The 22,611-nt window shown below is 65.7% G+C and carries 19 protein-coding genes; 8 read left to right on the top strand and 11 right to left on the bottom strand.

Annotation, left to right across the window (positions count from 1 at the left end; genetic code table 11):
- Positions 1 to 2: 2 nt before the first annotated feature.
- The 4 genes from I6F20_RS26445 to coxB form a co-directional block, all read right to left on the bottom strand.
- Complete coding sequence (locus I6F20_RS26445; RefSeq protein WP_035996586.1) at positions 3 to 179, bottom strand: cytochrome c oxidase system small membrane protein; 177 nt, start codon at positions 177 to 179, stop codon at positions 3 to 5.
- Positions 176 to 1,120, bottom strand: coding sequence for a heme o synthase (locus tag I6F20_RS26440; RefSeq protein WP_225128514.1), 945 nt, complete (start codon positions 1,118 to 1,120; stop codon positions 176 to 178). Before I6F20_RS26440 ends, I6F20_RS26445 begins: the two co-directional genes overlap by 4 nt.
- Before the next feature lie 61 nt (positions 1,121 to 1,181).
- The gene (gene ctaD / locus I6F20_RS26435) at positions 1,182 to 2,798 is read right to left on the bottom strand and encodes a cytochrome c oxidase subunit I (protein ID WP_035996582.1); all 1,617 of its coding nucleotides are present in this window, start codon (positions 2,796 to 2,798) and stop codon (positions 1,182 to 1,184) included.
- 83 nt (positions 2,799 to 2,881) lie between these two features.
- Positions 2,882 to 3,736: a cytochrome c oxidase subunit II gene (gene coxB / locus I6F20_RS26430; RefSeq protein WP_035996579.1), complete on the bottom strand. Its 855-nt coding sequence runs from the start codon at positions 3,734 to 3,736 to the stop codon at positions 2,882 to 2,884.
- 458 nt (positions 3,737 to 4,194) lie between these two features.
- On the opposite strand from coxB, the gene I6F20_RS26425 reads away from it, so the two are divergent.
- The 4 genes from I6F20_RS26425 (at position 4,195) to I6F20_RS26410 (ending at position 7,621) form a co-directional block, all read left to right on the top strand.
- Positions 4,195 to 4,728: an invasion associated locus B family protein gene (locus I6F20_RS26425; RefSeq protein WP_035996576.1), complete on the top strand. Its 534-nt coding sequence runs from the start codon at positions 4,195 to 4,197 to the stop codon at positions 4,726 to 4,728.
- A 112-nt stretch (positions 4,729 to 4,840) separates the two neighbouring features.
- Positions 4,841 to 6,268 (top strand): metalloprotease TldD, encoded by a 1,428-nt coding sequence (gene tldD, locus I6F20_RS26420; protein ID WP_109145594.1) that lies wholly within the window; start codon positions 4,841 to 4,843, stop codon positions 6,266 to 6,268.
- Positions 6,265 to 7,044 carry a signal peptidase I gene (gene lepB, locus I6F20_RS26415; protein ID WP_225128513.1) on the top strand — a complete coding sequence of 260 codons (780 nt, stop codon included), beginning with the start codon at positions 6,265 to 6,267 and terminating at the stop codon, positions 7,042 to 7,044. Before tldD ends, lepB begins: the two co-directional genes overlap by 4 nt.
- 10 nt (positions 7,045 to 7,054) lie before the next feature.
- A complete protein-coding gene (locus tag I6F20_RS26410; RefSeq protein ID WP_035996550.1) occupies positions 7,055 to 7,621 on the top strand; it encodes a nucleotidyltransferase family protein in 567 nt (188 codons plus the stop codon).
- A 109-nt stretch (positions 7,622 to 7,730) separates the two neighbouring features.
- Here the strand turns inward: I6F20_RS26410 and I6F20_RS26405 are convergent, their stop codons facing one another.
- The 3 genes from I6F20_RS26405 to I6F20_RS26395 form a co-directional block, all read right to left on the bottom strand.
- Positions 7,731 to 8,297 carry a PAN domain-containing protein gene (locus I6F20_RS26405; RefSeq protein ID WP_035996547.1) on the bottom strand — a complete coding sequence of 189 codons (567 nt, stop codon included), beginning with the start codon at positions 8,295 to 8,297 and terminating at the stop codon, positions 7,731 to 7,733.
- A 113-nt stretch (positions 8,298 to 8,410) separates the two neighbouring features.
- Complete coding sequence (locus I6F20_RS26400) at positions 8,411 to 9,781, bottom strand: glutamate--cysteine ligase (RefSeq protein WP_225128512.1); 1,371 nt, start codon at positions 9,779 to 9,781, stop codon at positions 8,411 to 8,413.
- A gap of 99 nt (positions 9,782 to 9,880) precedes the next feature.
- On the bottom strand, positions 9,881 to 10,375 hold the full coding sequence (locus tag I6F20_RS26395; protein WP_035996519.1) for a MarR family winged helix-turn-helix transcriptional regulator: 495 nt from the start codon (positions 10,373 to 10,375) through the stop codon (positions 9,881 to 9,883).
- 608 nt (positions 10,376 to 10,983) lie between these two features.
- On the opposite strand from I6F20_RS26395, the gene I6F20_RS26390 reads away from it, so the two are divergent.
- Both I6F20_RS26390 and I6F20_RS26385 read left to right on the top strand, forming a co-directional pair.
- The gene (locus I6F20_RS26390; RefSeq protein WP_225113003.1) at positions 10,984 to 11,292 is read left to right on the top strand and encodes a hypothetical protein; all 309 of its coding nucleotides are present in this window, start codon (positions 10,984 to 10,986) and stop codon (positions 11,290 to 11,292) included.
- Between the two features lie 373 nt (positions 11,293 to 11,665).
- Complete coding sequence (locus I6F20_RS26385) at positions 11,666 to 12,010, top strand: hypothetical protein (protein WP_225128511.1); 345 nt, start codon at positions 11,666 to 11,668, stop codon at positions 12,008 to 12,010.
- Between the two features lie 50 nt (positions 12,011 to 12,060).
- On the opposite strand, the gene I6F20_RS26380 is transcribed toward I6F20_RS26385, so the two are convergent.
- From I6F20_RS26380 to I6F20_RS26365, 4 genes are read right to left on the bottom strand one after another with little or no spacing between them, the layout of a single operon-like run.
- Positions 12,061 to 14,274 carry an FAD-dependent oxidoreductase gene (locus tag I6F20_RS26380; protein ID WP_225128509.1) on the bottom strand — a complete coding sequence of 738 codons (2,214 nt, stop codon included), beginning with the start codon at positions 14,272 to 14,274 and terminating at the stop codon, positions 12,061 to 12,063.
- A gap of 19 nt (positions 14,275 to 14,293) precedes the next feature.
- Positions 14,294 to 15,502 carry an acetyl-CoA C-acetyltransferase gene (locus I6F20_RS26375; protein ID WP_036042686.1) on the bottom strand — a complete coding sequence of 403 codons (1,209 nt, stop codon included), beginning with the start codon at positions 15,500 to 15,502 and terminating at the stop codon, positions 14,294 to 14,296.
- A 55-nt stretch (positions 15,503 to 15,557) separates the two neighbouring features.
- The gene (locus I6F20_RS26370; protein WP_035996507.1) at positions 15,558 to 17,348 is read right to left on the bottom strand and encodes an acyl-CoA dehydrogenase C-terminal domain-containing protein; all 1,791 of its coding nucleotides are present in this window, start codon (positions 17,346 to 17,348) and stop codon (positions 15,558 to 15,560) included.
- Between the two features lie 39 nt (positions 17,349 to 17,387).
- A complete protein-coding gene (locus I6F20_RS26365) occupies positions 17,388 to 17,774 on the bottom strand; it encodes a nuclear transport factor 2 family protein (protein WP_035996505.1) in 387 nt (128 codons plus the stop codon).
- A gap of 196 nt (positions 17,775 to 17,970) precedes the next feature.
- On the opposite strand from I6F20_RS26365, the gene I6F20_RS26360 reads away from it, so the two are divergent.
- On the top strand, positions 17,971 to 18,558 hold the full coding sequence (locus tag I6F20_RS26360) for a PadR family transcriptional regulator (RefSeq protein ID WP_035996500.1): 588 nt from the start codon (positions 17,971 to 17,973) through the stop codon (positions 18,556 to 18,558).
- 369 nt (positions 18,559 to 18,927) lie between these two features.
- On the top strand, positions 18,928 to 22,371 hold the full coding sequence (locus tag I6F20_RS26355) for a tetratricopeptide repeat protein (RefSeq protein WP_225128507.1): 3,444 nt from the start codon (positions 18,928 to 18,930) through the stop codon (positions 22,369 to 22,371).
- Positions 22,372 to 22,611 lie beyond the last annotated feature (240 nt).

Here is a 22,611-nt window from a genome sequence, read left to right as displayed (position 1 = left end):
TCCTACATCGGCCGCACGAGCACAGCCGGCCCCTTGACCATGGTGACGGCGAAGAACAGCACTACGAGCACGCCGAGCGCCAAAGCGATCGCGATGGAGCGCTGACGACGGCTCTTCCGCTGCGCCTCGGTGAGGACGATTCCTTCCGGCTCGGGTTTGTCGGCCATCGCGGTGATCATGCGCCCCCAACCATCGGAGCAAGCGCCCGGTACACGACCTCGGCCAGCAGGGTCGCAAACAGCGCGAACAGGTACAGGATCGAGAAGGCAAACAGCTTGCGGGTCGCGCGCAGCGACTGGCTGCGCTCGCGGCGCAGATAGACGTTGATGGCGAGCACCAGCATGCCGGCACCGAGAATCAGCGAGACCACGCCGTAGACGGCATCGAAATAGCCGAGCGCCCAGGGCGCGGCGGCGACCGCGATCAGCACGATGGTGTAGAGCAGGATCTGCAGACGCGTGGCGTCGGGACCGGCGACGTTCGGCAGCATCGGAATGCCGGCGCGCGCGTAGTCGTCGGAGCGGAACAGCGCCAGCGCCCAGAAATGCGGCGGGGTCCAGAAGAAGATGATGGCGAACAGCAGCAGCGGCTCAACATCGATCGTGCCCGTCACCGAGGCCCAGGCCACCACCGGCGGCAGCGCACCGGCGGCGCCGCCGATCACGATGTTCTGCGCGGTCCAGCGCTTCAGCCACATCGTGTAGATCACGACGTAGAAGAAGATGGTGAAGGCGAGCAGCGCACCCGCGATCCAGTTGACGAGGATGCCGAGCGTCATCACCGAGAAGAAGGCGAGCGTCATGCCGAACGCCATCGCCTCGGGGCGGGTGATGCGGCCGCGCGGGATCGGCCGGTTCGCCGTGCGCGACATCTTGGCGTCGATGTCGCCTTCGAGCGCCATGTTGAGCGCCCCGGAGGCACCGGCGCCGACGGCAATGCAGAGCAGCGAGGTGATCGCCAGCACCGGGTGGAAATGCCCCGGGGCCATCGCCATCCCGACCAGCGCAGTGAAGATCACCAACGACATCACCCGCGGCTTGAGCAATGCGAGATAATCGCCAACCTCCGCTTCGGAGATGTGGGGATTGATGTCGATGGCGTTGTGGTCGAGGACGGACACTTAGATCTACTCGCTTCGTTACAGCGCCGCGGCGCCCGTCACGGGCGCCGCGGGGGATTGGTTACTGCACGCGGGGCAGCACTTCGAACTGGTGGAAGGGCGGCGGCGAGGACAGCGTCCACTCCAGCGTGGTCGCGCCGGCACCCCAGGGATTGTCGCCTGCCGGCACCCTCTTCATGAAGGCGTCCAGCACGCAGTAGAGGAAGATCAGCACGCCGAAGCCGGAGATGTATGAGCCGACCGACGAGACCAGGTTCCAGCCCGCGAACGCATCGGGATAGTCGATGTAGCGGCGCGGCATGCCGGACAGGCCGAGGAAGTGCTGCGGGAAGAACACCAGGTTGACGCCGACGAAGGTGACCCAGAAGTGCAGCTTGGCAAGGCCCTCATTGTACATGTAGCCCGACATCTTCGGGAACCAGTAGTACCAGCCGGCGAAGATCGCGAATACCGCGCCGAGCGACAGCACGTAGTGGAAGTGGGCGACGACGTAGTACGTCTCCTGGAGCACCCGATCGACACCCGCGTTCGCCAGCACGACGCCGGTCACGCCGCCGACCGTGAACAGGAAGATGAAGCCCACCGCCCAGATCATCGGCGCGCGGAATTCGATCGAGCCGCCCCACATCGTGGCGATCCAGGAGAAGATCTTCACGCCGGTCGGAACCGCGATGACCATCGTGGCGGCGACGAAATAGGCCTGCGTCGCCGAGGACATGCCGACCGTGTACATGTGGTGCGCCCACACCACGAAGCCGATGCCGCCGATCGCGACCATGGCATAGGCCATGCCGAGATAGCCGAACACGGGCTTGCGCGAGAAGGTCGAGACGATCTGGCTGATCATGCCGAAGCCGGGCAGGATCAGGATGTAGACCTCGGGGTGACCGAAGAACCAGAACAGATGCTGGAACAGCACGGGGTCGCCGCCGCCGTCGGGGGCGAAGAACGTCGTGCCGAAATTGCGGTCGGTGAGCAGCATGGTGATCGCACCGGCGAGCACCGGCAGTGACAACAGCAGCAGGAACACCGTCACCAGGATCGACCACACGAACAGCGGCATCTTGTGCAGGGTCATGCCCGGCGCGCGCATGTTGAAGATGGTGGTGATGAAGTTGATCGCGCCCAGGATCGAGGAAGCACCGGCGAGGTGCAGCGACAGGATCGCGAAGTCAACCGCCGGGCCGGGATGGCCCGAGGTCGACAGCGGCGCGTAGATGGTCCAACCCGCCCCGACGCCGTTGGAGCCCGGCTCGCCCTCGACGAAGGTCGACATCAAGAGCAGCGCGAACGATGCCGGCAGCAGCCAGAACGAGATGTTGTTCATGCGCGGGAACGCCATGTCTGGCGCGCCGATCATCAGCGGCACGAACCAGTTGCCGAAGCCGCCGATCATCGCGGGCATGACCATGAAGAAGATCATGATTAGGCCGTGCGAGGTCACGAACACGTTGTAGGTATGGGCCTCGTGGAAGACCTGCACGCCCGGATACATCAACTCGGCCCGGATCGCGATCGACATCGCCGCACCGATGATGCCGGCGACGACCGCGAAGATCAGGTACATCGTGCCGATGTCCTTGTGATTGGTCGAATAGACGTAGCGCCGCCATCCGGTCGGATGGGCATGCTCGTCATGATGCGCGTGATCGCCGTGTGCCGCTGCGCTCGTTGCCATTTTCAAATCCTGCCTTGCGTCCCATTCGGACCTTTGGAGGTCCCACCCTTATCGCTTTCAGTCCCTCAGGCCGCCCCCGGCGCTTACTGCGTCGGGCCGGCCGCGGAGGCGTAGGTGCTGGTGCCGCCGCTCGCAAATTTCTTCTTCGCCGTCTCGACCCAGGAGGCGAACTCCTGGTCGCTCACCACGCGGATCGCAATCGGCATGAAGGCGTGATCCTTGCCGCACAGTTCCGAGCACTGACCGTAGTACATGCCGGTCTTGGTAGCCTTGAACCAGGTCTCGTTCAGACGGCCGGGAATGGCGTCGATCTTGACGCCGAAAGCCGGCAGCGCGAACGCATGGATGACGTCCGCACCCGTGGTCTGGACGCGAATCACCTTGTTGACCGGCACCACCATCTCGTTGTCGACGCCGAGCAGACGGGGCTGCTTGTCCTGCGCCATCAGCGAATCGAATTCGAACTTGCCGTTATCCGGATAGGCATAGGACCAGTACCACTGCTTGCCGGTCGCCTTCACGGTCAGGTCCGCTTTCGGAATGTCGAGCTCCAGGAACAGCAGCCGGAACGACGGCACCGAAATGCCGACCAGGATCAGCACCGGGACGAGCGTCCAAGCCACCTCGATCAGCGTGTTGTGGGTGGTCCGCGACGGCACCGGATTGGCCTTCGCGTTGAACTTGACGACCACGATCACGAGCAGCGCCAGGACGAACAGCGTGATCAGAGTGATCAGCACGAAGAGGAAGTTATGGAACCAGACGATGTTGTCCATCACCGGGGAACCGGACTGCTGAAGCGTCCACTCCCACGGCGCCGGCTGCCCGAGCTCGGCCAAGGCCGCACCACCCGTCGCCAGCGTGACTCCAGTCGCCACCAAGGCGATGGTGGCCAATCCCAGCAATTGCCGGCCCACCCGACCCATCGACATCCTCATGTCGTTCGCGCTCCCCTTCCGAGATCACCCCACGTGCATTCCCCTGCTTGCGGGAAACGCTTATTCGATCCGCCAGTCCGACAAACCGCCACGCAAGAATACCTCTAAGAGGAATTGGGGCCAGATCGCTAGAACGCGAAATCAAGCCTCTCAAACCATAATTCTTGATCTATCGCAATGCAGTCTTGAGCCCCGCCTGCCAGCCATCACCGGCAAGATATCTCCCAGCAAGATCAGACAAAAATACCGTTTCCCGGGACGCTGCGGCTTGACAGCGGAATTGCCCGCGGTAGGCACTGGAAGACTGCCACGCGGCAGCCTGATTCGTGCGGGCAATGGCGGTGTGGGCGGCGCGGAATTTGCTTGGGAATCGCCTTCAAGACGCCGTCATTCCGTATCAGTCCGCCAGATCAGTCCGCCAAGCGCGAGCAACCCAGGCGAGCAGAGGGACCGACCCGATGGGGCTTTCGAGATCGATGGCAAGGCCGGCGAACGGCCTCCCGGCGCTCGCCGGCCTCGTGGCTGCGATGGTCCTGCTGGCGCTGCCGGGGCTCGCCCATGCGCAGGGCGCGGTGCGCTCCGTCCATGGCGACTGGCAGATCCGCTGCGACACCCCGCCGGGCGCCCAGACCGAGCAATGCGCCCTGATCCAGAGCGTGGTGGCGGAAGACCGCTCCAATGCCGGCCTGACCGTGATCGTGCTCAAGACCGCCGACCAGAAGAGCCGGCTGATGCGCGTGGTCGCTCCGCTCGGGGTCCTGTTGCCCTCCGGCCTCGGGCTCAAGCTCGACAACCAGGACGTCGGCCGCGCCGGCTTCGTCCGCTGCCTGCCCAACGGCTGCGTCGCCGAGGTCGTCCTGGAGGACAAGCTGCTCGGTCAGCTCCGCAGCGCCAAGACCGCGACCTTCATCATCTTCGAGACCCCGGAAGAAGGCATCGGCTTCCCGCTCAGCCTGAACGGGCTCGGCGAGGGCTATGACAAGCTGCCGTAGCAGCGGCTAACCTTGGCAATCCTTTTGTTTCCGTAATGTGAGGCTTCGCGCTCTCGCGGAACTGGTCCGAAACCATTATCTTGCCCCACATCCCCGGCTAATGGACGGACGCATGACCAATCCTGCCACGACCTCCCTGCTCGACCGTGCCAATCTCGACCGCGACCAGGTTCGCAGCGAGGTCGCGCGCGGGCTTTCCGGCGCTGACGACGGCGAGCTGTTCCTGGAATACAGCCAGACCGAAGCTCTCATGTTCGACAATGGGCGGCTCAAGCAGGCGACCTACGACACCTCGCAGGGTTTTGGTTTGCGCGCCGTCAAGGATGATGCGGTCGGCTATGCGCATTCCTCCGACGTGTCGCTGCCGGCGCTGATTCGCGCGGCGGACGCGGTTGCTGCCGTGCGCGGCGGCTATTCCGGCAGCTTCTCGGCGCCGCCCCCGCATACCAATGTCCGCCTCTATGGCGACGACAATCCGCTGGATGCGCCGGGCTTCGAGACCAAGGTCAAGCTGCTCGCCGAGATCGACGCTTACCTGCGCGACAAGGATCCGCGGGTGCGGCAGGTCAGCGTGAGTCTCGGCGCGACCTGGCAGGTCGTCGAGATCCTGCGGCCCGACGGTGAGAGCTATCGCGACATCCGTCCGCTGGTGCGCGTCAACATCTCCGTCGTCGCCGGCCAGGGCGACCGCCAGGAGAGCGGCAGCAAGGGCTATGGCGGCCGCGCCGGCTATGCCGAGTTCATCGAGAGCAGGAATTGGCGCGAGGCCGCCGACGGCGCGCTGCGCGAGGCGCTGGTCAATCTGGAGTCGATTCCGGCGCCCGCCGGCGAGATGGACGTCGTGCTCGGCGCCGGCTGGCCCGGCGTGATGCTGCATGAAGCGGTCGGCCACGGCCTCGAGGGCGACTTCAATCGCAAGAAGACATCTGCTTTTGCGGGCCTGATGGGCCAGCAGGTCGCGGCCAAGGGCGTCACCGTGGTCGACGACGGCACCATCGCCTCGCGCCGCGGCTCGCTGTCGATCGACGACGAGGGCACGCCGACCAATCGCACCGTGCTGATCGAGGACGGCATCCTGGTCGGCTACATGCAGGACCGCCAGAACGCACGGCTTATGAACATGAAGCCGACCGGCAACGGCCGTCGCCAGGGTTATGCCCATGTGCCGATGCCGCGCATGACCAACACCTACATGCTCGCCGGCGACCGCGATCCGGCCGAGATCATCGCCTCGGTGAAGAACGGCGTGTTCGCCGCGAATTTCGGCGGCGGACAGGTCGACATCACCTCGGGCAAATACGTGTTCCAGTGCACCGAGGCCTACAAGATCGAGAACGGCAAGATCGGGGCGCCGCTCAAGGGCGCCATGCTGATCGGCAACGGACCGACCGACCTGCATCGCATCCGCATGATCGGCAACGACCTCGCACTCGACACCGGCATCGGCACCTGCGGCAAGAACGGCCAGGGCGTGCCTGTCGGCGTCGGCCAGCCGTCGCTGCTGATGGAACGCATCACCGTGGGTGGAACCGGCGCATGAGCGTTGAAGACAAGGTCACGGTCAGCCCCAAGCGCAAAAGCAGCGGCTGGGGCGGACAGATCGCTCAGCTCGCCGGCATCGTCGCCGCGGTCTTCATCGCCAAGGGTGCGCTCGCCGAGCCGTTCTACGTGCCGTCGGGCTCGATGGAGCCGACGCTCCTGATCGGTGATGCGCTGCTCGCCTCGAAATTCCCCTATGGCTACGGCACCTCGTCGCTGCCGATCCAGATCAGCCTGCCGGAAAGCGGCCGCGTGTTCGCGGAGACGCCGAAGCTCGGCGACGTCGTCGTCTTCCGCTGGCCCGGCGATCGTTCGCAGGCCTGGGTCAAGCGCGTCGTGGGCCTGCCCGGCGACCGCATCCAGATGCGGCAGGGCCAGCTCTTCATCAACGACCGTCCGGCCGAGCTGAAGCCGGACGGCGTCGGCGCCGCCGAGAACGACAGCGGCGGCAGCGAGCCCGCCTATCGCTATGTCGAGACGCTGCCGAACGGCGTCTCGCATCTGATCTTCAAGATGCGCGACAGCGGTCCGCTCGACAACACGCCCGAGGTGACGGTCCCGACCGGGCATCTGTTCGTGCTCGGCGACAACCGCGACAATTCCGCCGACAGCCGCGTGCCGCTGCGCTCCGGCGGCGTCGGCCTGCTGCCGATCGACAATCTGATCGGCCGTGCGGACGCCGTGGTCGGCTCCTGGGACCTCGGCATGCGCAGCCAGCCGGTATGGACCTGGCTGTCCGGATTCAGGCTGTCGCGGTTCTTCACCGCCGTGCACTGACCGGTCGCAGGTGAGCAAGGACGAATTCCTCGCGCTCGCCTTACGCAATCCGGTCAACGCCGCGATCGCCGACGAGCTGCATCGACTTGCATTACCGGATGCATGGCTGGTGTCGGGATGCCTGGTGCAGACGGTATGGAACGTGCTCACGGGGCGCCCGATCGACCACGGCATCGCCGATTACGACGTGTTCTATTTCGGCGCCGACACATCGTGGGAGGCCGAGGACGCGGTGATCCGCACCCTCCATGCGCGCCTCGCGCATCTCGGCGCCAAGATCGAGGTCCGCAACCAGGCCCGCGTGCACATGTGGTACCCGGCCAAGCACGGCCTGCCGTATCCGCCGCTGAGAAGCTCGAGGGAAGGCATCGACCGCTTCCTCACGCAGAACACGCAGGTCGGCGTCAGGCGCGCAAGCGATGGCCACGAAGTCTACGCACCGCGCGGGTTTGACGACATTGCGGCACTGATCGCGCGGCCAAATCCAGGACCGAATTTTTCCGCGGCGAACTACGAAGCGAAGGCTAAGCGCTGGAAAGCGCTGTGGCCGGAGATCACGGTGATCGCGGCGGAGTGAGGTGCCTCACGTGTCCCGTCTCTGCAGTGCGGCGCTGAAGAAGCGCCGCCATAGCGCGTCGAAGACGCGCGTAAACGCGCTGATGGCGTCCGGGGCACGAGTATGGATGCTACCGCACCACGCCCGACGTGAACCCCGCCTTCCTTCGCGGCGGCTTGATTTCCTTCTTCAGGAAGCAGCGCGCCTCGCGCCCGGTGTAGCCGGGGCGGGCATAGGTGAAGGCGCGGCATTTGTTGTCGGCGGTGCAGGCGGCCTTGCAGGCCTCGACGCTTTCGCCGTCCTTGAGCTCGAAATTGCGCAAGTCGCCGCCGGGACGGTCGATCGACGTCTCGACGCCTTCGACGCGCGGCTCGATCACGCCGGCGCCGCGCACCCCGGAGATACAGCAGCTACCCGGCACGCGGGCCGGCACGGTGTTCTTCAGCCAGCACACGGCCGAGCCGCCTTCGACATCGGGATAGTTGAAGCTCCAGGAGCGGCAACGGCGATCGCGCTCGCACAGCAGCGCGCAATCCTCGGGATCGCCGGAGGTGACGGGCGTACTGAAATAGTCGCCGCCGGGCCGGTCGAACGCCGTCTGGGCAAGCGCCGGCGCGCTCGCAAACGCAAGCGAAAGCAGCGTGACACATGCCGCGGCGCTGGCCATGATGGCCCCGGACAGGCGGCCCTTCCACATCGGAACAGCTTTCGAGTTATTGACGACGCTCAGGTTTTTCAGCCGGTCATTTGATGGCCGCAAACCTGTATGGGCGATGAACGACTGAATCCTGGGTGCCCGGCTTCAGAGGTCTAGAACGCGTATTCCGCGTAGGCCGGTTCCACCGAACCCTTCCAGGGTCCGTTGAATTTATCCAGCATCTCCTCGGCCGGCGTCCGGCCGGAATCGACGATGCGATCGAGCGGCTCGAGATGCCGGGTTTCGTCGCGGCCGAGCTGGTCGATCCGGCCGCGCCGGCGCAGGCCGGCATGGGCAAGAACGAGGCATTCCTTGGCGATCTCGAACAGATAGCGGTCCTTGATCCGCGCCTTGAAGCCCATGCGCGGCACGTCGTCGCGCAGGGCCTGGCGTTCATGCGCGCTCCAGTGCTTGACGATCTCCCAGGCGGCATCGAGCGAGGCATCGTCGTAGAGCAGCCCGACCCAGAACGCCGGCAGCGCCGGCAAGCGGCCCCACGGGCCGCCGTCCGAGCCGCGCATCTCGAGATAGCGCTTGAGCCGCACTTCCGGGAAGATCGTCGAGAGGTGGTTGGCCCAGTCCGACAAGGTCGGACGCTCGCCGGGAAGGTTGTTGTTGCGGCCGTCGAAGAAGGCGCGGAACGAGGAGCCCGAGACGTCAATGTACTCCTCGCCGCGCTTGACGAAATACATGGGCACGTCCAGCGCATAATCGACATAGCGCTCGAACCCCATGCCGTCCTCGAACGCCCACGGCATCATGCCCGCGCGCGCATTGTCGGTGTCGCGCCAGATCTCGGACCGGAACGAGAGGAAGCCGTTCGGCCTGCCCTCGGTGAACGGTGAATTAGCGAACAGTGCAGTTGCGACCGGCTGAAGCGCGAGCGAGACGCGCAGCTTCTTGACCATGTCGGCTTCGGAGGAGAAGTCGAGATTGGTCTGCACCGTGCAGGTCCGGTACATCATGTCGAGGCCGTATTGACCGACCTTCGGCATGTAATTGGTCATGATCTTGTAGCGGCCCTTGGGCATCACCGGGATATCGGCGCGCGACCAGGACGGCGTCATGCCGAGGCCGAGGAAGCCGATGCCGAGCGGCGTTGCGATCTCGCGCACCTGCGCCAAGTGCGCCATCAGCTCGCTCTGGGTCTGGTGCACGTTCTCGACCGGCGCGCCGGACAGCTCGAACTGTCCGCCGGGCTCGAGCGAGATCGCGCCGCCGCCGGTGACGTCGTAGAGGCCGATGATGTTGCCCTGCTCCATGATCGGCTCCCAGCCGAGCAGGAGCTTCATGCCTTCGAGCAGCGCGCCGATGCCGCGCGCGCCCTCGTAAGGCACCGGACGATGGTCGTCGAGCGTGAACGGCGTTTTCTCGTGCTCGGTGCCCATGCGGAACTCGGACGGGTCCTTGCAGCCGGCCTCGAACCACGCGACGAGCTCGTCGCGTGATTGCAGCGGCGTCATGTCGATCTGGTCTCGCGCCATATCAAACTCTAATCAAAAGCGCTTCGACCGAACGCGCGCGGGTGACAGGGACGGCCCGCCAACCCACCGGTTGCACGGGCGAGCGGGTTTGCCGCGCGATCATCGCGATGGCATGGTTTCGTTGGCGGCCGCGGGCGGCAGTTTCATCTCGCCGCACGAGCAGCCCAGGCGATCGAGCAGATTGCTGAGCTTGACGGCGTCGGCGTCCGACAGTTTCGAGCCGACATATTTCTCGATCGCGGCCGAATAGGCGCCCCACATTCGCTTCTGCAGCTCGCGGCCGGCTTCGGTGATCTCGACGAACTGGCCGCGCTTGTCGATCTTGCATTCGCGCCGCGAGGCGAGGCCCTCGTCGACCAGGCGGTCGATCAGGCGTGAGGTCGAATATTGCGGGATCAGCATCTGCCGCTCGAGCTCGACCGGCCGCAGCTCGCCCGAGGGCGCCCGCGACAGTTCGAGCAGCGCGTCATACCAGGCCAGCGGTGGGAAGCCGGCCTTCTTCAAGTCCTGCTCGACGCAATCGAGCACGCGGCTCTGCACCCGCATCAGGCGGATCCAGGCGGCGGTTGCCTCGGTCGATGGTTTGCGTTTCATGGTCCCGCTCAAGCTCGTCGCCCGTCTCTTACTCCATTCGATGCACCTGCATCAATCTTGACTATTTCAAGCAGGTGCATGTAGTCGTTCTTTCGGCCGAGCCAAGCGTCAGGGGAAGGAAATTCCTCGAAACCGGATGGTTTCCCCGGTGTGTGCCCGCCGTCCCCGCCTCGTGCTCCTGGAGGCCAGCCCGCTCTGTGGCCTGGTCGAGGTCGGTAGCGGCGCAAAGAAGCCCGAAATGGTGAGGATTATCTGAAGGTGGGGCCTCCTTCGGGCCAAGTCCCTGCGCTGGGCCTCGACGGCAATCAGATCGTGACTGAAGGCCAAGTGATTGTCCAGATGATCTCCGATCAGCTCTGGTCCGCCGTTCGCGAAGCGTAACGGGCGGGGTCGACGAAGAGCCGAACCGATGATTCGGCTCTTTGCTTGCGTCATTCGCTAATCCGATGATTCGCGATGCGCTGACGGGGATTTTACGAGCATTGTCCGGGTTAACAATAACTCCGCCTTTTGCGCTCCGCGGACGTCGCCATCCTTGTGAGAGCAATCCTCCTGTGCCTCAACTTCAGCGCGGGACAGGACGCTAACCGTCGGACCGGAAAGCTATTGTGACGACTGTAATCCTCCTCCTGCTCGCGAGCGCAATCACCGGCTTGGCGACGGGTCTATTCTTCCGAGTCTGGACTCTATTGCTGGTCTCGCCGGCGACTGCGATCCTTGCCGCGACGGTGCTTCAGACCTCGGGCTTTGGATTCTGGACGGGCGTTCCAATCGTCGTCGGCTGCCTGATCGCCGGCCAGGTCGCCTATTTGGCGGCGACGTTCTACGTGCACAGAGGTGAGCTTTCAGTGCAGGACGAGATCGACGGCGAACCAGGCAAGCACGGCCAGCGCAACATCAAAGACGAGGACGAGTAAGACCAGGCCAAACCACGAAGGAATTTTTCTGCGCCACCGGAGGAGCCTGCGGCGGCGCCACGGCCGATCCAGCAGCAACAAGGGGGCGTATCTTACCGCAACGCCGGCTGCGCTGTCTTGAGACACCGTGGGGATCATTGCGGGACACCTTCAATGTCGATGGGCCATCCGGCGGATCATCAGCAAGAGCGGTGCCAGGGCGAAGCGAGCGTGGCCGGGGTGGAGGATTGGGTGCTGGGGTGAGACGAAAGCGCATCAATCGATGTGACAAGGCTCAAGGCAGAGCGCCCAAGCGATGATCCAGCCCTTCCTTTTGTGAACCATCTGATCCGCGGCGACGTCGAAGGAGCATCTCCAGGAGACAATTGCCTCCATGAACATGATCGTCCTCATGACCGCCGCCGGCGCGCCGCTCGCGATGCTCGGGCTCTCGACGCCAGTCGCGTCGCAGCGCAATTGCATCTTCATGATCCATCCGCAGATCACCTCGGCTGTGTTCGAGAGCAAGGAAGGCAAGATCGTCTTTCCGGACCGGCCGACCGAATATCCCTGCCGCTACGCCAGGACGAAGAGCGGCGCGGACGTCGCCTTTACCAACCAGAGTGGTTGGCGTTTCAAGGTGCGCATCGGCCGCGGCGACGAGGGCAGCTGGAAGGCCCGTCTCGACGACGATGTCGTCGGAGGGCGCGCCTTCTCGCCGTTCGGCGACGGAAAATGAAAAAGGCCGGATCGATGATCCGGCCCTTTGTTTCTGCGTAACCTCTTCCGTCAGGCCGCCGCCTTCTTCGGCGCGAAGCGGCCGTAGAAGGTCTCGCCCTTCGCGGCCATCTCTTCCAAGAGCTTCGGCGGGGTGAAGCGCGAGCCGTACTTGGCCTCCAGCTTGTGGCAGAGCTCGACGAACTTCTTCGTGCCCATGAAGTCGATGTAGGACAGGGTGCCGCCGGTGAACGGCGCGAAGCCGAAGCCGAGGATCGAGCCGACGTCCGCTTCGCGCGGATCGGTGATGACGTGGTCCTCGACCGTGCGCGCGGCTTCCACCGCCTGCACCACCAGGAAGCGCTGCTTCAGCTCCTCGATATCGAGCGTGTCGGGGTCGAGCTGCTTCGGCTGCAACGCGGAGAGGCCCGGCCACAGGCTCTTCTGGCCCTTGCCTTTCTCGGGGTAGTCGTAGAAGCCCTTGCTGTTCTTGCGGCCGAGCCGGCCCTGCTTCTCGACCATCTCCACCATCAGCTTCTTCTGCTCGGGATTGATCGCGTTGGGGCCGAGATCGGCTTCGGTCGCCTTCATGATCTTGAGACCGAGATCGAGCGCGACCTCGTCCGAGAGCGAGAGCGGGCCGACCGGCATGCCGGCCATCTTGGCGCAGTTCTCAATCATGGCGGGCGGCACGCCCTCCAGGAACATCTCGTTGCCTTCGGCGACGTAGCGGCCGACGCAGCGATTGGCGAAGAAGCCTCTGGAGTCGTTGACCACGATCGGCGTCTTGCCGATCTGGCGGACGTAGTCGAGCGCGGTCGCGAGCGCGACGTCGCCGGTGTTCTTGCCGAGGATGATCTCGACCAGCATCATCTTCTCGACCGGCGAGAAGAAGTGAATGCCGATGAACTTGCCCTGATCTTTAAAACTCTCGGCCAGCGAGGTGATCGGCAGCGTCGAAGTGTTCGAGGCGAAGATCACATCAGGCTTCAGATATTGCTGCGCCTTGTCAAAGGTCTCCGCCTTGACCTTGCGGTCCTCGAACACGGCCTCGATGACGAGGTCGACGTCCTTCAGCGCGGCGTAGTCTGCGGTCGGCGTGATGCGCGCGAGCAGCGCTTCGGCGTCCGCAGGCTTGGCGCGGCCCTTCTTGATCTGCTCCTCGATCACCTTCTGGGCATGCGCCTTGCCCTTGTCCGCGCTCTCCTGGTCGCGATCGATCAGGACGACGTCGAGGCCGGCGCGGGCCGAGACATAGCCGACGCTCGCGCCCATGAAGCCGGCGCCGATCACGGCGATCTTCTTCACCTTGGTCGCGGGCACATCCTTGGGACGGCGCGCGCCCTTGTTGAGCTCCTGCATCGACAGGAACAGGCTGCGGATCATCGCAGCCGCTTCCTTGGAGCGCAGCACCGAGGTGAAGTAGCGCGACTCCACCCGCAGCGCGGCGTCGATCGGCAGCTGCAGGCCCTCATAGACGCAGCTCATGATCGCCCGTGCGGCCGGGTAATTGTCGTAGGTCTCGCGGCGATAGATCGCGTTGCCGGCCGGGAACATCATCATGCCGGCCTTGGAGAACACCGGGCCGCCGGGCAGCTTGAAGCCCTTCTCGTCCCACGGCGCGACGGCCTTGCCGCCGCCCTTGATCCAGTCCTTGGCGGCTTTGATGAGGTCGGCTGCGGGCACGATGGCGTGAATCAAATTCAGCGCCTTGGCCTTGTCGACGGTGACGGGGTCGCCCTTGAGCAGGATGGTCATGGCGTCCTGCGGCGGCACCAGGCGCGGCACGCGCTGCGTGCCGCCGGCGCCGGGGAATAGGCCGACCTTGACCTCGGGCAGGCCGAGGCGCGTCTTGGGATTCTCCGCCGCGACGCGATAATGGCAGCACAGCGTGATCTCGAAGCCGCCGCCGAGCGCGAGCCCGTTGATCGCCGCCGCCCACGGCTTGCCGGAGGTTTCGATTCCGCGCAGCACCTGCGAGAAGCGGCGGCTCTGGTCGAACAGCATCTGGTTCGCCGCGGTCTCGCCCTGCTCCTTGAAAACCTTCGCATAGGCCTGGTTCATGCCTTCGAGCATGGACAGGTCGGCGCCGGCGCAGAACGCTTCCTTGGCCGAGGTGATGACGACGCCCTTCACCGCGGCATCCGCCGTGGTCGCCTTGACGATCGCCTCGAGCTCGTTGGTCGAGGTCTCGTCGAGCACGTTCATGGAGCGGCCTGGGATGTCCCAGGTGACGAGCGCAATACCGTCGGAATCGGTCTCAACCTTGAAGTTCTTGTACGACATGTTGGTTGCTCCTCAACCCTTAGACGCGCTCGATGATGGTCGCGGTGCCCATGCCGCCGCCAATGCACAGCGTGACCAGGGCGGTGGACTTGTTGGTGCGCTCGAGCTCGTCGAGCACGGTGCCGAGGATCATTGCGCCGGTGGCCCCCAGCGGGTGACCGAGCGCGATCGCGCCGCCATTTACGTTGATCTTGGCATTGTCGATGTCGAAGGCCTGGATGTAGCGCAGCACGACCGAGGCGAAAGCCTCGTTGAGTTCGAACAGGTCGATGTCCGACTTCTTCATGCCGGAGCGCGCGAACAGCTTCTCGGTGACGTCGACCGGACCGGTCAGCATCATCGCCGGCTCCGAGCCGATGTTGGCGAATGCGCGGATCTTGGCGCGCGGCTTCAGGCCGTACTTGCTGCCAGCTTCCTTGCTGCCGAGCAGCACGGCGCCGGCGCCGTCGACGATGCCCGAGGAATTGCCGGCATGGTGCACGTAGTTGACGCGCTCGATCTCCGGGTGCGACTGGATCGCGACGCCGTCGAAGCCGCCCATCTGCGCCATCATCGTGAACGACGGCTGCAGCTGCGCCAGCGACTGCATCGTGGTCGAGGGGCGCATGTGCTCGTCCTTGGCGAGAATGGTGAGGCCGTTGATGTCCTTCACCGGCACCACGGATTTGTTGAAGCGGCCTTCGTCCCAGGCCTTGCCGGCGCGCTGCTGGCTCTGCACGGCGTAGGCGTCGACGTCGTCGCGCGAGAAGCCGTACTTGGTGGCGATCAGGTCGGCCGACACGCCCTGCGGCATGAAGTAGGCCGGCACCGCCATCGAAGGATCCATCGGCCAGGCCCCGCCGGAGGCGCCGATGCCGACGCGGCTCATCGACTCGGCGCCGCCGCCGATCACGAGCTCATGCTGGCCGCTCATGATCTGCGCCGCTGCGAAGTTCACGGCATCGAGGCCGGAAGCGCAGAAGCGGCTGATCTGCACGCCGGGCACGGCTTCGCCGAGACCGGCCTTCAGCGCCGCGAAGCGCGCGATGTCGGAGCCGGCTTCGCCAACCGGATCGACCACGCCGAGCACGACGTCATCGACCGAATCCTCGGGCAGGTTGTTGCGGTCCTTCAGCGCCTTCAGCGGCACGGTCGCAAGCGCGAGCGCGGTGACTTCGTGCAGCGCGCCGTCCGCCTTGCCGCGGCCGCGCGGGGTGCGAACGTGGTCGTAGATGAATGCCTCAGGCATGACGCCCTCCTGATGTGATGTTCGGTACGATTGGGAGCAGGCAGCGGAAGCAGGCTCAGAAAGCTTCCGCCGGCAGTTCCATGATGGTGGCGCAGCCGGCCTGGATGCGCGCGAGATTGGCGGCGGTCTCCGGCAGCATCCGCTCCATGAAGAAGCGGCCGGTGACGAGTTTTGTGGAGAGATAGGGCGTCGCCCCGCTCTCGGCAATCTTGGCATTCGTCACCTTGGCCATCCGCGCCCACATGTAGCCGAGCGCGACGAAGCCGAAGAGATGCAGGTAATCGGTTGCGGCGGCACCGGCATTGTCGGGCTTAGCCATCGCGTTCTGCATCAGCCAGGTCGTCGCCTGCTGCAGATGGCCGAGCGAGGTCGAGAGCGGCGTGATGAAGGGCTTCAGCGCCTCGTCGCCGCCGTTCTCCTTGGCGAACGCCATGACCTCGCCGAAGAAGGCCATGATGGCGCGGCCGCCGTCGCGCGGCAGCTTGCGGCCGACGAGGTCGAGCGCCTGGATGCCGTTGGCGCCTTCATAGATCATGGCGATGCGCGCATCGCGCACGAACTGCTCCATGCCCTGCTCGGCGATGTAGCCGTGGCCGCCATACATCTGCTGCGCCTGCACCGCGTTGGCGAAGCCATAGTCAGTGAGGAAGCCCTTCAGCACCGGGGTCATCAGGCCCATGTGGTCGTCGGCGGCCTGGCGGTCCTTGGGGTCTTCGGAGCGGTGGGCGACGTCGCTCTTCAGCGCGGTCCACATCACGAAAGCGCGCGCGGCCTCGTTGAACGCGCGGATCGAGAGCAGCGTGCGGCGCACGTCGGGATGCACGATGATCGGGTCGGCCGGCTTGTCCGGCGCCTTGACGCCTGACAGCGCGCGGCCCTGGATGCGCTCGCGGGCATAGGCGACCGCGTTCTGATAGGCGACCTCGGACTGCGCGAGGCCCTGCACGGCGACGCCGAGCCGGGCCTCGTTCATCATCACGAACATGCCCTGCATGCCCTTGTTCTCTTCGCCGATCAGCCAGCCGGCGGCGTTGTCGTAGTTCATCACGCAGGTCGAATTGCCGTGGATGCCCATCTTGTGCTCGATCGAGCCGCAGACGACGCCGTTGCGCGCGCCCACCGAACCGTCGGCGTTGACGAGGAACTTCGGCACCACGAACAGCGACACGCCCTTGATGCCGGCTGGCGCGCCCTCGATGCGGGCGAGCACGAGGTGGATGATGTTGTCGGCGAGATCATGCTCACCGGCCGAGATGAAGATCTTGGTGCCCGTGATCTTGAAGCTGCCATCCGCCTGCCGCACTGCCTTGGTGCGGAGCATGCCGAGATCGGTGCCGCAATGCGGCTCGGTGAGGTTCATGGTGCCGGTCCATTCGCCGGCCACCATCTTCGGCACGTAGGTCTTCTTCTGCTCGGGCGTGCCGTGCACCAAGAGCGCCGCGGTCGCGCCCATGGTGAGGCCGCCATACATCGAGAACGCCATGTTGGCGGAGATCTGGAATTCATTGACCGCCTGGCTCAGCGTCACCGGCAGGCCCTGGCCGCCATATTCGGTCGGCGCCGACAGGCCGAGCCAGCCGCCCTCGGCGACCTGCTTGAACGCCTCCTTGAACCCCTTCGGCGTGGCGACGCTGCCATCATCCGCGCGCTTGCAGCCTTCGAGATCGCCGACGCGGTTGAGCGGCTGCAGCACCTCTTCGGCGAGCTTGGCGGCTTCGCCGAGGATGGCCTCGCGCACGTCGCTGGACGCATCGGAGAAGCCGGCGAGATTGTCGTAGCGATCGATCTGGAAGACGTCGTTGAGCAGGAAGTTCACGTCTTCGACGGGGGCTTTATAGATCGGCATGGTGGTCTCCCGGCATGGGGCTTGAGGAGGATGTTGGGCTTATGATTGGGCGGCGGCAAGCTGCTCCGCCATCAGGCGGTGCAGCATGTTGATCGCCTTGAGCGGACGCACCATCACCTTGAAGTGGGTGATGCGCCCCTCGCTATCGAAGCTGATGATGTCGACGCCATTGATCTCGATGCCGTCGATGACATTCTTGAATTCGAGCACCGCGCCATTGTCGCTGCGCCACTCGCCGACATAGGTGAAGCCGGGGCCGCCGAGCACTTTCTCGGCGCTGGAGAGGTATTTGAAGGTGATGTCGCGGCCGCGCTGCGGCGTATGCACGACCGGGCTTTCGAACACGGCGTCGGGATGCAGGAGGTCCCAGAGCGCGGCGCGGTCGTGAGACTTCATGTAGGCGTACCAGGAATCGAGGCCGGTCATTGTCGGGTGCCTCCCTCAAGGCCAGGGCAAAAGTGCGAAAACAACCCCATGCACAGTAGCGAGGAGATTGATTTCACTTGATTATTCAGTCGGGCCTCTGGCCCGCCTGCACGCTGCCTCATATGCACATTGACGCATATGCGCCGATGCGCATAAAGTCAAGCAGCTTGGTCAAACCTAAAGAAGGGGGCCAGTCATGGCACTGGGCGACGCAATCCTCGCATGCCTGACGGAACGCCCGATGACGGGCTACGAACTCGCCAAGACGTTCGATTCCTCGATCGGCTTCTTCTGGAAGGCCGACCATCAGCAGATCTACCGCGAGCTCTCCAAGCTGCGCGACCGCGGCTACATCCAGGGCCGCGAGGTGGTGCAGTCGGGCAAGCCCAATAAACTGATCTATACGCTGACTCCCGAGGGCCGAACAGCACTGCGGCACTGGGCCGCGCGGCCAAGCACGCCGCCCTCGATCAAGGACGACCTCCTGGTGCGGCTGCATGCGCTCGACAGCATCGACATCGAGCCCATGCGCACCGACCTGATGGCCCGCCTGGAGCACCACCGCGACCGCCACGCCAATTACGAGCGCATCCTGAAGAAGCGCTTTCCCGACGGCACGGCGGAGGGACGGCTCGATCTCGGCAATCTGCTGCTGCTCCAGCTCGGCGCCCGCCACGAGCAGATGGTGGCCGACTTCTGCGAGGAGGCGCTGGAAGCGCTGTCGGCGATGAGCGGCAAGGCGACGGTGGTACCGCTGGAGGATGGCAAGCGCGAGAAGGGCTGAGGGCGCCGACGTTACGCGAGCCCTTTCCGCCTCCTCGCTGTCATCGCCCGCGAAGGCGGGCGATCCAGTATTCCAGAGACGGCGCGGCTAGAGCCGAGGAGCCGCTGCGTACTGGATGCCCCGCCTTCGCGGGGCATGACACCGGTTTGTTTCGGGACCGGATGAGCGACACAACACCGCCCCCCAGTTCCCGCCGCCCAACTTTAAGACAGCGGCTCCGCATTCCTTAACTCGTTATTTACCGTAACAGGAAAAAGTCGGTTTTCGAGGCAGACGACCCGCGCCAAATTCGATTGTCTTTGCAACCGGCACGCGTGGGGAAGCTGGAGGCGCCGGGGTGGGGTGCCGAAGTCGGAACCGGACAGAGTCATGAATTCGCGCGTATCGTGGAGTGTCGACGGCATCGATCCATCCGTCCGGGAGCGGGCCGAGGCTGCTGCGCGCCGTGCCGGCATGTCGCTCAACGATTGGCTGAACTCCACGCTCGGCGATACTGCCCCGCCCAACTTCCGCGGATCCTACGATCAGCGTCCGCAGCACGTGCCGAGCCAAGGACCGAGTCAGGAGAGCCGCGAAGTCGCCGACATCCACCAGCGGCTCGACGCGATCACCCAGCAGATCGAGCGGATCTCGAAACCCGCGCCGCGCCAAGACTCCTCAAGACAAGACGTCTCAAGACAAGACTCCTCACGACCAGACGTCTCGCGTGAGCAGGGCGTCGCGCGCCAGCTCAACGATGCGATCTCGCGGCTCGACGCGCGCCTGTCGCAGATCTCCCGTCCACAGCGGCAAGCGCCGCAGCCGCAGGCCCCTCGCCCCACCCCGGCCGAGACGCGCCAGCGCCAGGCCGATGCCGTCGAGCGCGCCGCCGCGCAGGTCTATCGCGGCTCACCACCCCTGAGCCCGGCTTCGTTCGACGTCGCGGTCGCCGAGATCACCGCGCGCCAGAGCGAGCTCGACGGCTTTGCGCCGCGGCAGATGCCGCCGCGTGCCGCGCCGCCGCTTGCGCCAACGGCTCCTTGCGCGCCGCCGATGGCGCCGCCCGCCCCTAACTATGCGCCGCCGCCACCGCAGCCGGGGCCGGATTTCTCCGCGCTCGAGCGCCATCTGCTCAAGATCACGAGCCAGATCGAATCGCTGCAGCGGCCTGACAATACCGAGCAGGCCATCAACGCCTTCCGCAGCGAGCTGGCCGAAATCCGCGCCGCCATCACCGAGGCGATGCCGCGGCGCGCGATCGAATCGATCGAGAACGAGATCCGCTCGCTGCATCGCCGGATCGACGAGACCCGCTCCAACGGCACCGACGGGCAGGTTCTTGCCGGCATCGAGCGCGCACTGTCCGACATCAAGCAGGTGCTGCGCACACTGACGCCGGCCGAGCAGCTCACCGGCTACGACGAGGCGATCCGCAATCTCGGCGCCAAGCTCGACCTGATCCTGCGCGCCAATGACGATCCCTCAACCGTGCAGCAGCTCGAAGGCGCGATCGCGGCGCTGCGCGCCATCGTCTCCAACGTCGCCTCCAACGAGGCGCTGGCACGGCTATCCGAAGACGTACAGCTGCTGTCGTCCAAGGTCGACCAGATCACCCGCGCCTCCGGCCATGGCGACAGCTTCGCGGCGCTGGAGCAGCGCATCGCGGCGCTCACGGCGGCGCTGGAAACCCGCGAGCGGCCGCAGCCGTCCGAGAGCACCGAGCATCTCGAAGCTGCGATCCGCGCGCTGTCGGACCGTTTCGACCGCATGCAGGTCGGCAACGATTCCGCCTCGACCTTCGCCCATCTCGAGCAGCGTGTTTCCTATCTCCTGGAGCGGATCGAGGCCGCCGCCGATCCGCGCAACGGCAATTTGAGCCGCGTCGAGGACGGGCTGCACGACATCCTCAGGCACCTGGAACGGCAGCAGGCGACCTATGCGGCCCTCGCCGAGAGCCGCAGCTCCGCGCCGCCGCCCGATTCCGGCATGGTCGACCTCGTCAAGCGCGAGCTCTCCGACATCCGCTTCAGTCAGGCCGAGACCAACCGGCACACCCAGGACTCGCTCGAGGCCGTCCACAGCGCGCTCGGTCACGTCGTCGATCGCCTCTCGATGATCGAGGGCGATCTGCGCGCGGTGCGCACCGCGCCGCCTCCCCCCGCCCCACAGACGATGTCGATGCCGATGGCGGCGGCGATGGAGCCGGCGCCGATGGCGCGCGAGCCGCGGCCGCAACCGCCAGCACAGCCGCCGAAATACGATCCGAAGCCCGAGCTGCCCAATCCAGCTGCCGCGCAGGCGCCGCCGGCTGCCTTCGTCGCCGCACCGCGCGAGTTCCACGCCGCCACCCCCGCCGCGCCGCCGCCCGTGCCGGCGGCGCCGCCGGTCCCGCCGCGCGCGGTCAGCGAGATCCTGGAGCCGCACACGGCGCGCGCTGCACTCGCGCCGGAACTGCCGCCGGATCACCCGCTCGAGCCGGGCACACGGCCGGGCGGGCGCGTCGCCACGCCGTCGGAACGCATCGCCGCCTCCGAAAGCGCGATCAGCGGAATTGCCGCCGCACCGAAGGAGCCGGTGTCGTCGTCGAGCTTCATCGCGGCCGCCCGCCGCGCGGCGCAAGCTGCCGCCGCACAGCCGCCCGAGAAGCCGGCCCGCGGCGCCAAGGCCGCGATCGCCCGCGCCAAGGAGAAGGGCCAAGAGGGCGGCTCGACCATCACCTCAAAAATCCGCTCGCTGCTGGTCGGCGCGAGCGTGGTCGTGATCGTGCTCGGCACCTTCAAGATGGCGATGAACCTGCTCGAAGGCGGCAGCTCGTCACCGACGCCGCAGGCGATGCAAAACATCCCGAGCGAGCCGGCGCCGCAGCCAGCGGCGCCGCCGGTCGAGACCAAGCCAGCCGCGCCCGAGCAGATCACCCCGTCGATGACGTCGCCGACACCGATCGGACGACAATCGCAGAACAATGCCGCGCCGGCGTCCGCTCCCGGTTCCGGCAGCTCGGCCTCGGTTGAAATCCCGCAAGCGCCCGCCGCGGCGATGCCGCCGGCCTCAAGCGACGTCACCGGCGCGCTGTCGGGCACGAGCCGCGCCAGGCTCGGCACTGTCCAGGTGCCGCCGAGCGAGAAGCTGCCTGACGGCATCGGCGGCCCGGCCTTGCGCACCGCGGCGATGAAGGGCGATGCCACCGCGGCCTACGAGATCGGCGTGCGCTTTGCCGAAGGCAAGGGCGTCGCCACCAATTACGACGAAGCGGCGAAGTGGTACGACCGCGCGGCGCAGGCCGGGGGCGTGCCCGCAATCTTCCGCCTCGGCACGCTCTACGAAAAGGGCCTAGGGGTGAAGAAGGACGCCGACATCGCGCGCCGCTACTACACCCAGGCCGCCGAGCGCGGCAACGCCAAGGCGATGCACAATCTCGCCGTGCTCGATGCCGACGGCGGCGGTCGCGGCGCCAATTACAAGAGCGCGGCGCAGTGGTTCCGGAAAGCGGCCGATCGCGGCGTCGCCGACAGCCAGTTCAACCTCGGCATCCTCTATGCCCGCGGCATCGGCGTCGAGCAGAACCTCGCCGAATCCTACAAATGGTTCAGCTTAGCTGCCGCCCAGGGCGATGCGGATGCCGCCGGCAAGCGCGACGATGTCGCCAAGCGCCTCGACCCGCAATCGCTGGCGGCCGCCAAGCTCGCGATCCAGACCTTCAGCGCCGAGCCGCAGCCCGACGATGCCGTCAACGTTGCGACCCCGAACGGCGGCTGGGACAGCGCACCGCAGGCCAGCGCGAAGCCGGCCCCCAAGCAAGTGGCGACGAAACGCTCGGCCTCAGCGGCGCATTGAGCCGCATCGCATTCGATCCGACGCGGAGACACTCCCAACCCTCCCCCGCAAGCGCATGGCTAGCGCATATGACTTGTGGCGGCGGGCTGCGCGCACGCCTCGTCCTTCGAGACGGCGCTGACGCGCCTCCTCAGGATGAGGCTAATCAGCATCAGTGCTCGTTGAAACCGCTGCCGCGCACTCCGCCCTCATCCTGAGGAGCCCGCCCAAAGCGGGCGTCTCGAAGGATGGCCGCAGGAA

It is taken from the genome of Bradyrhizobium sp. IC3123 (assembly GCF_020193625.1).
Classification (GTDB): Bacteria; Pseudomonadota; Alphaproteobacteria; order Rhizobiales; family Xanthobacteraceae; genus Bradyrhizobium; species Bradyrhizobium yuanmingense.
This window is presented reverse-complemented; position numbering and strand designations above follow the sequence as displayed.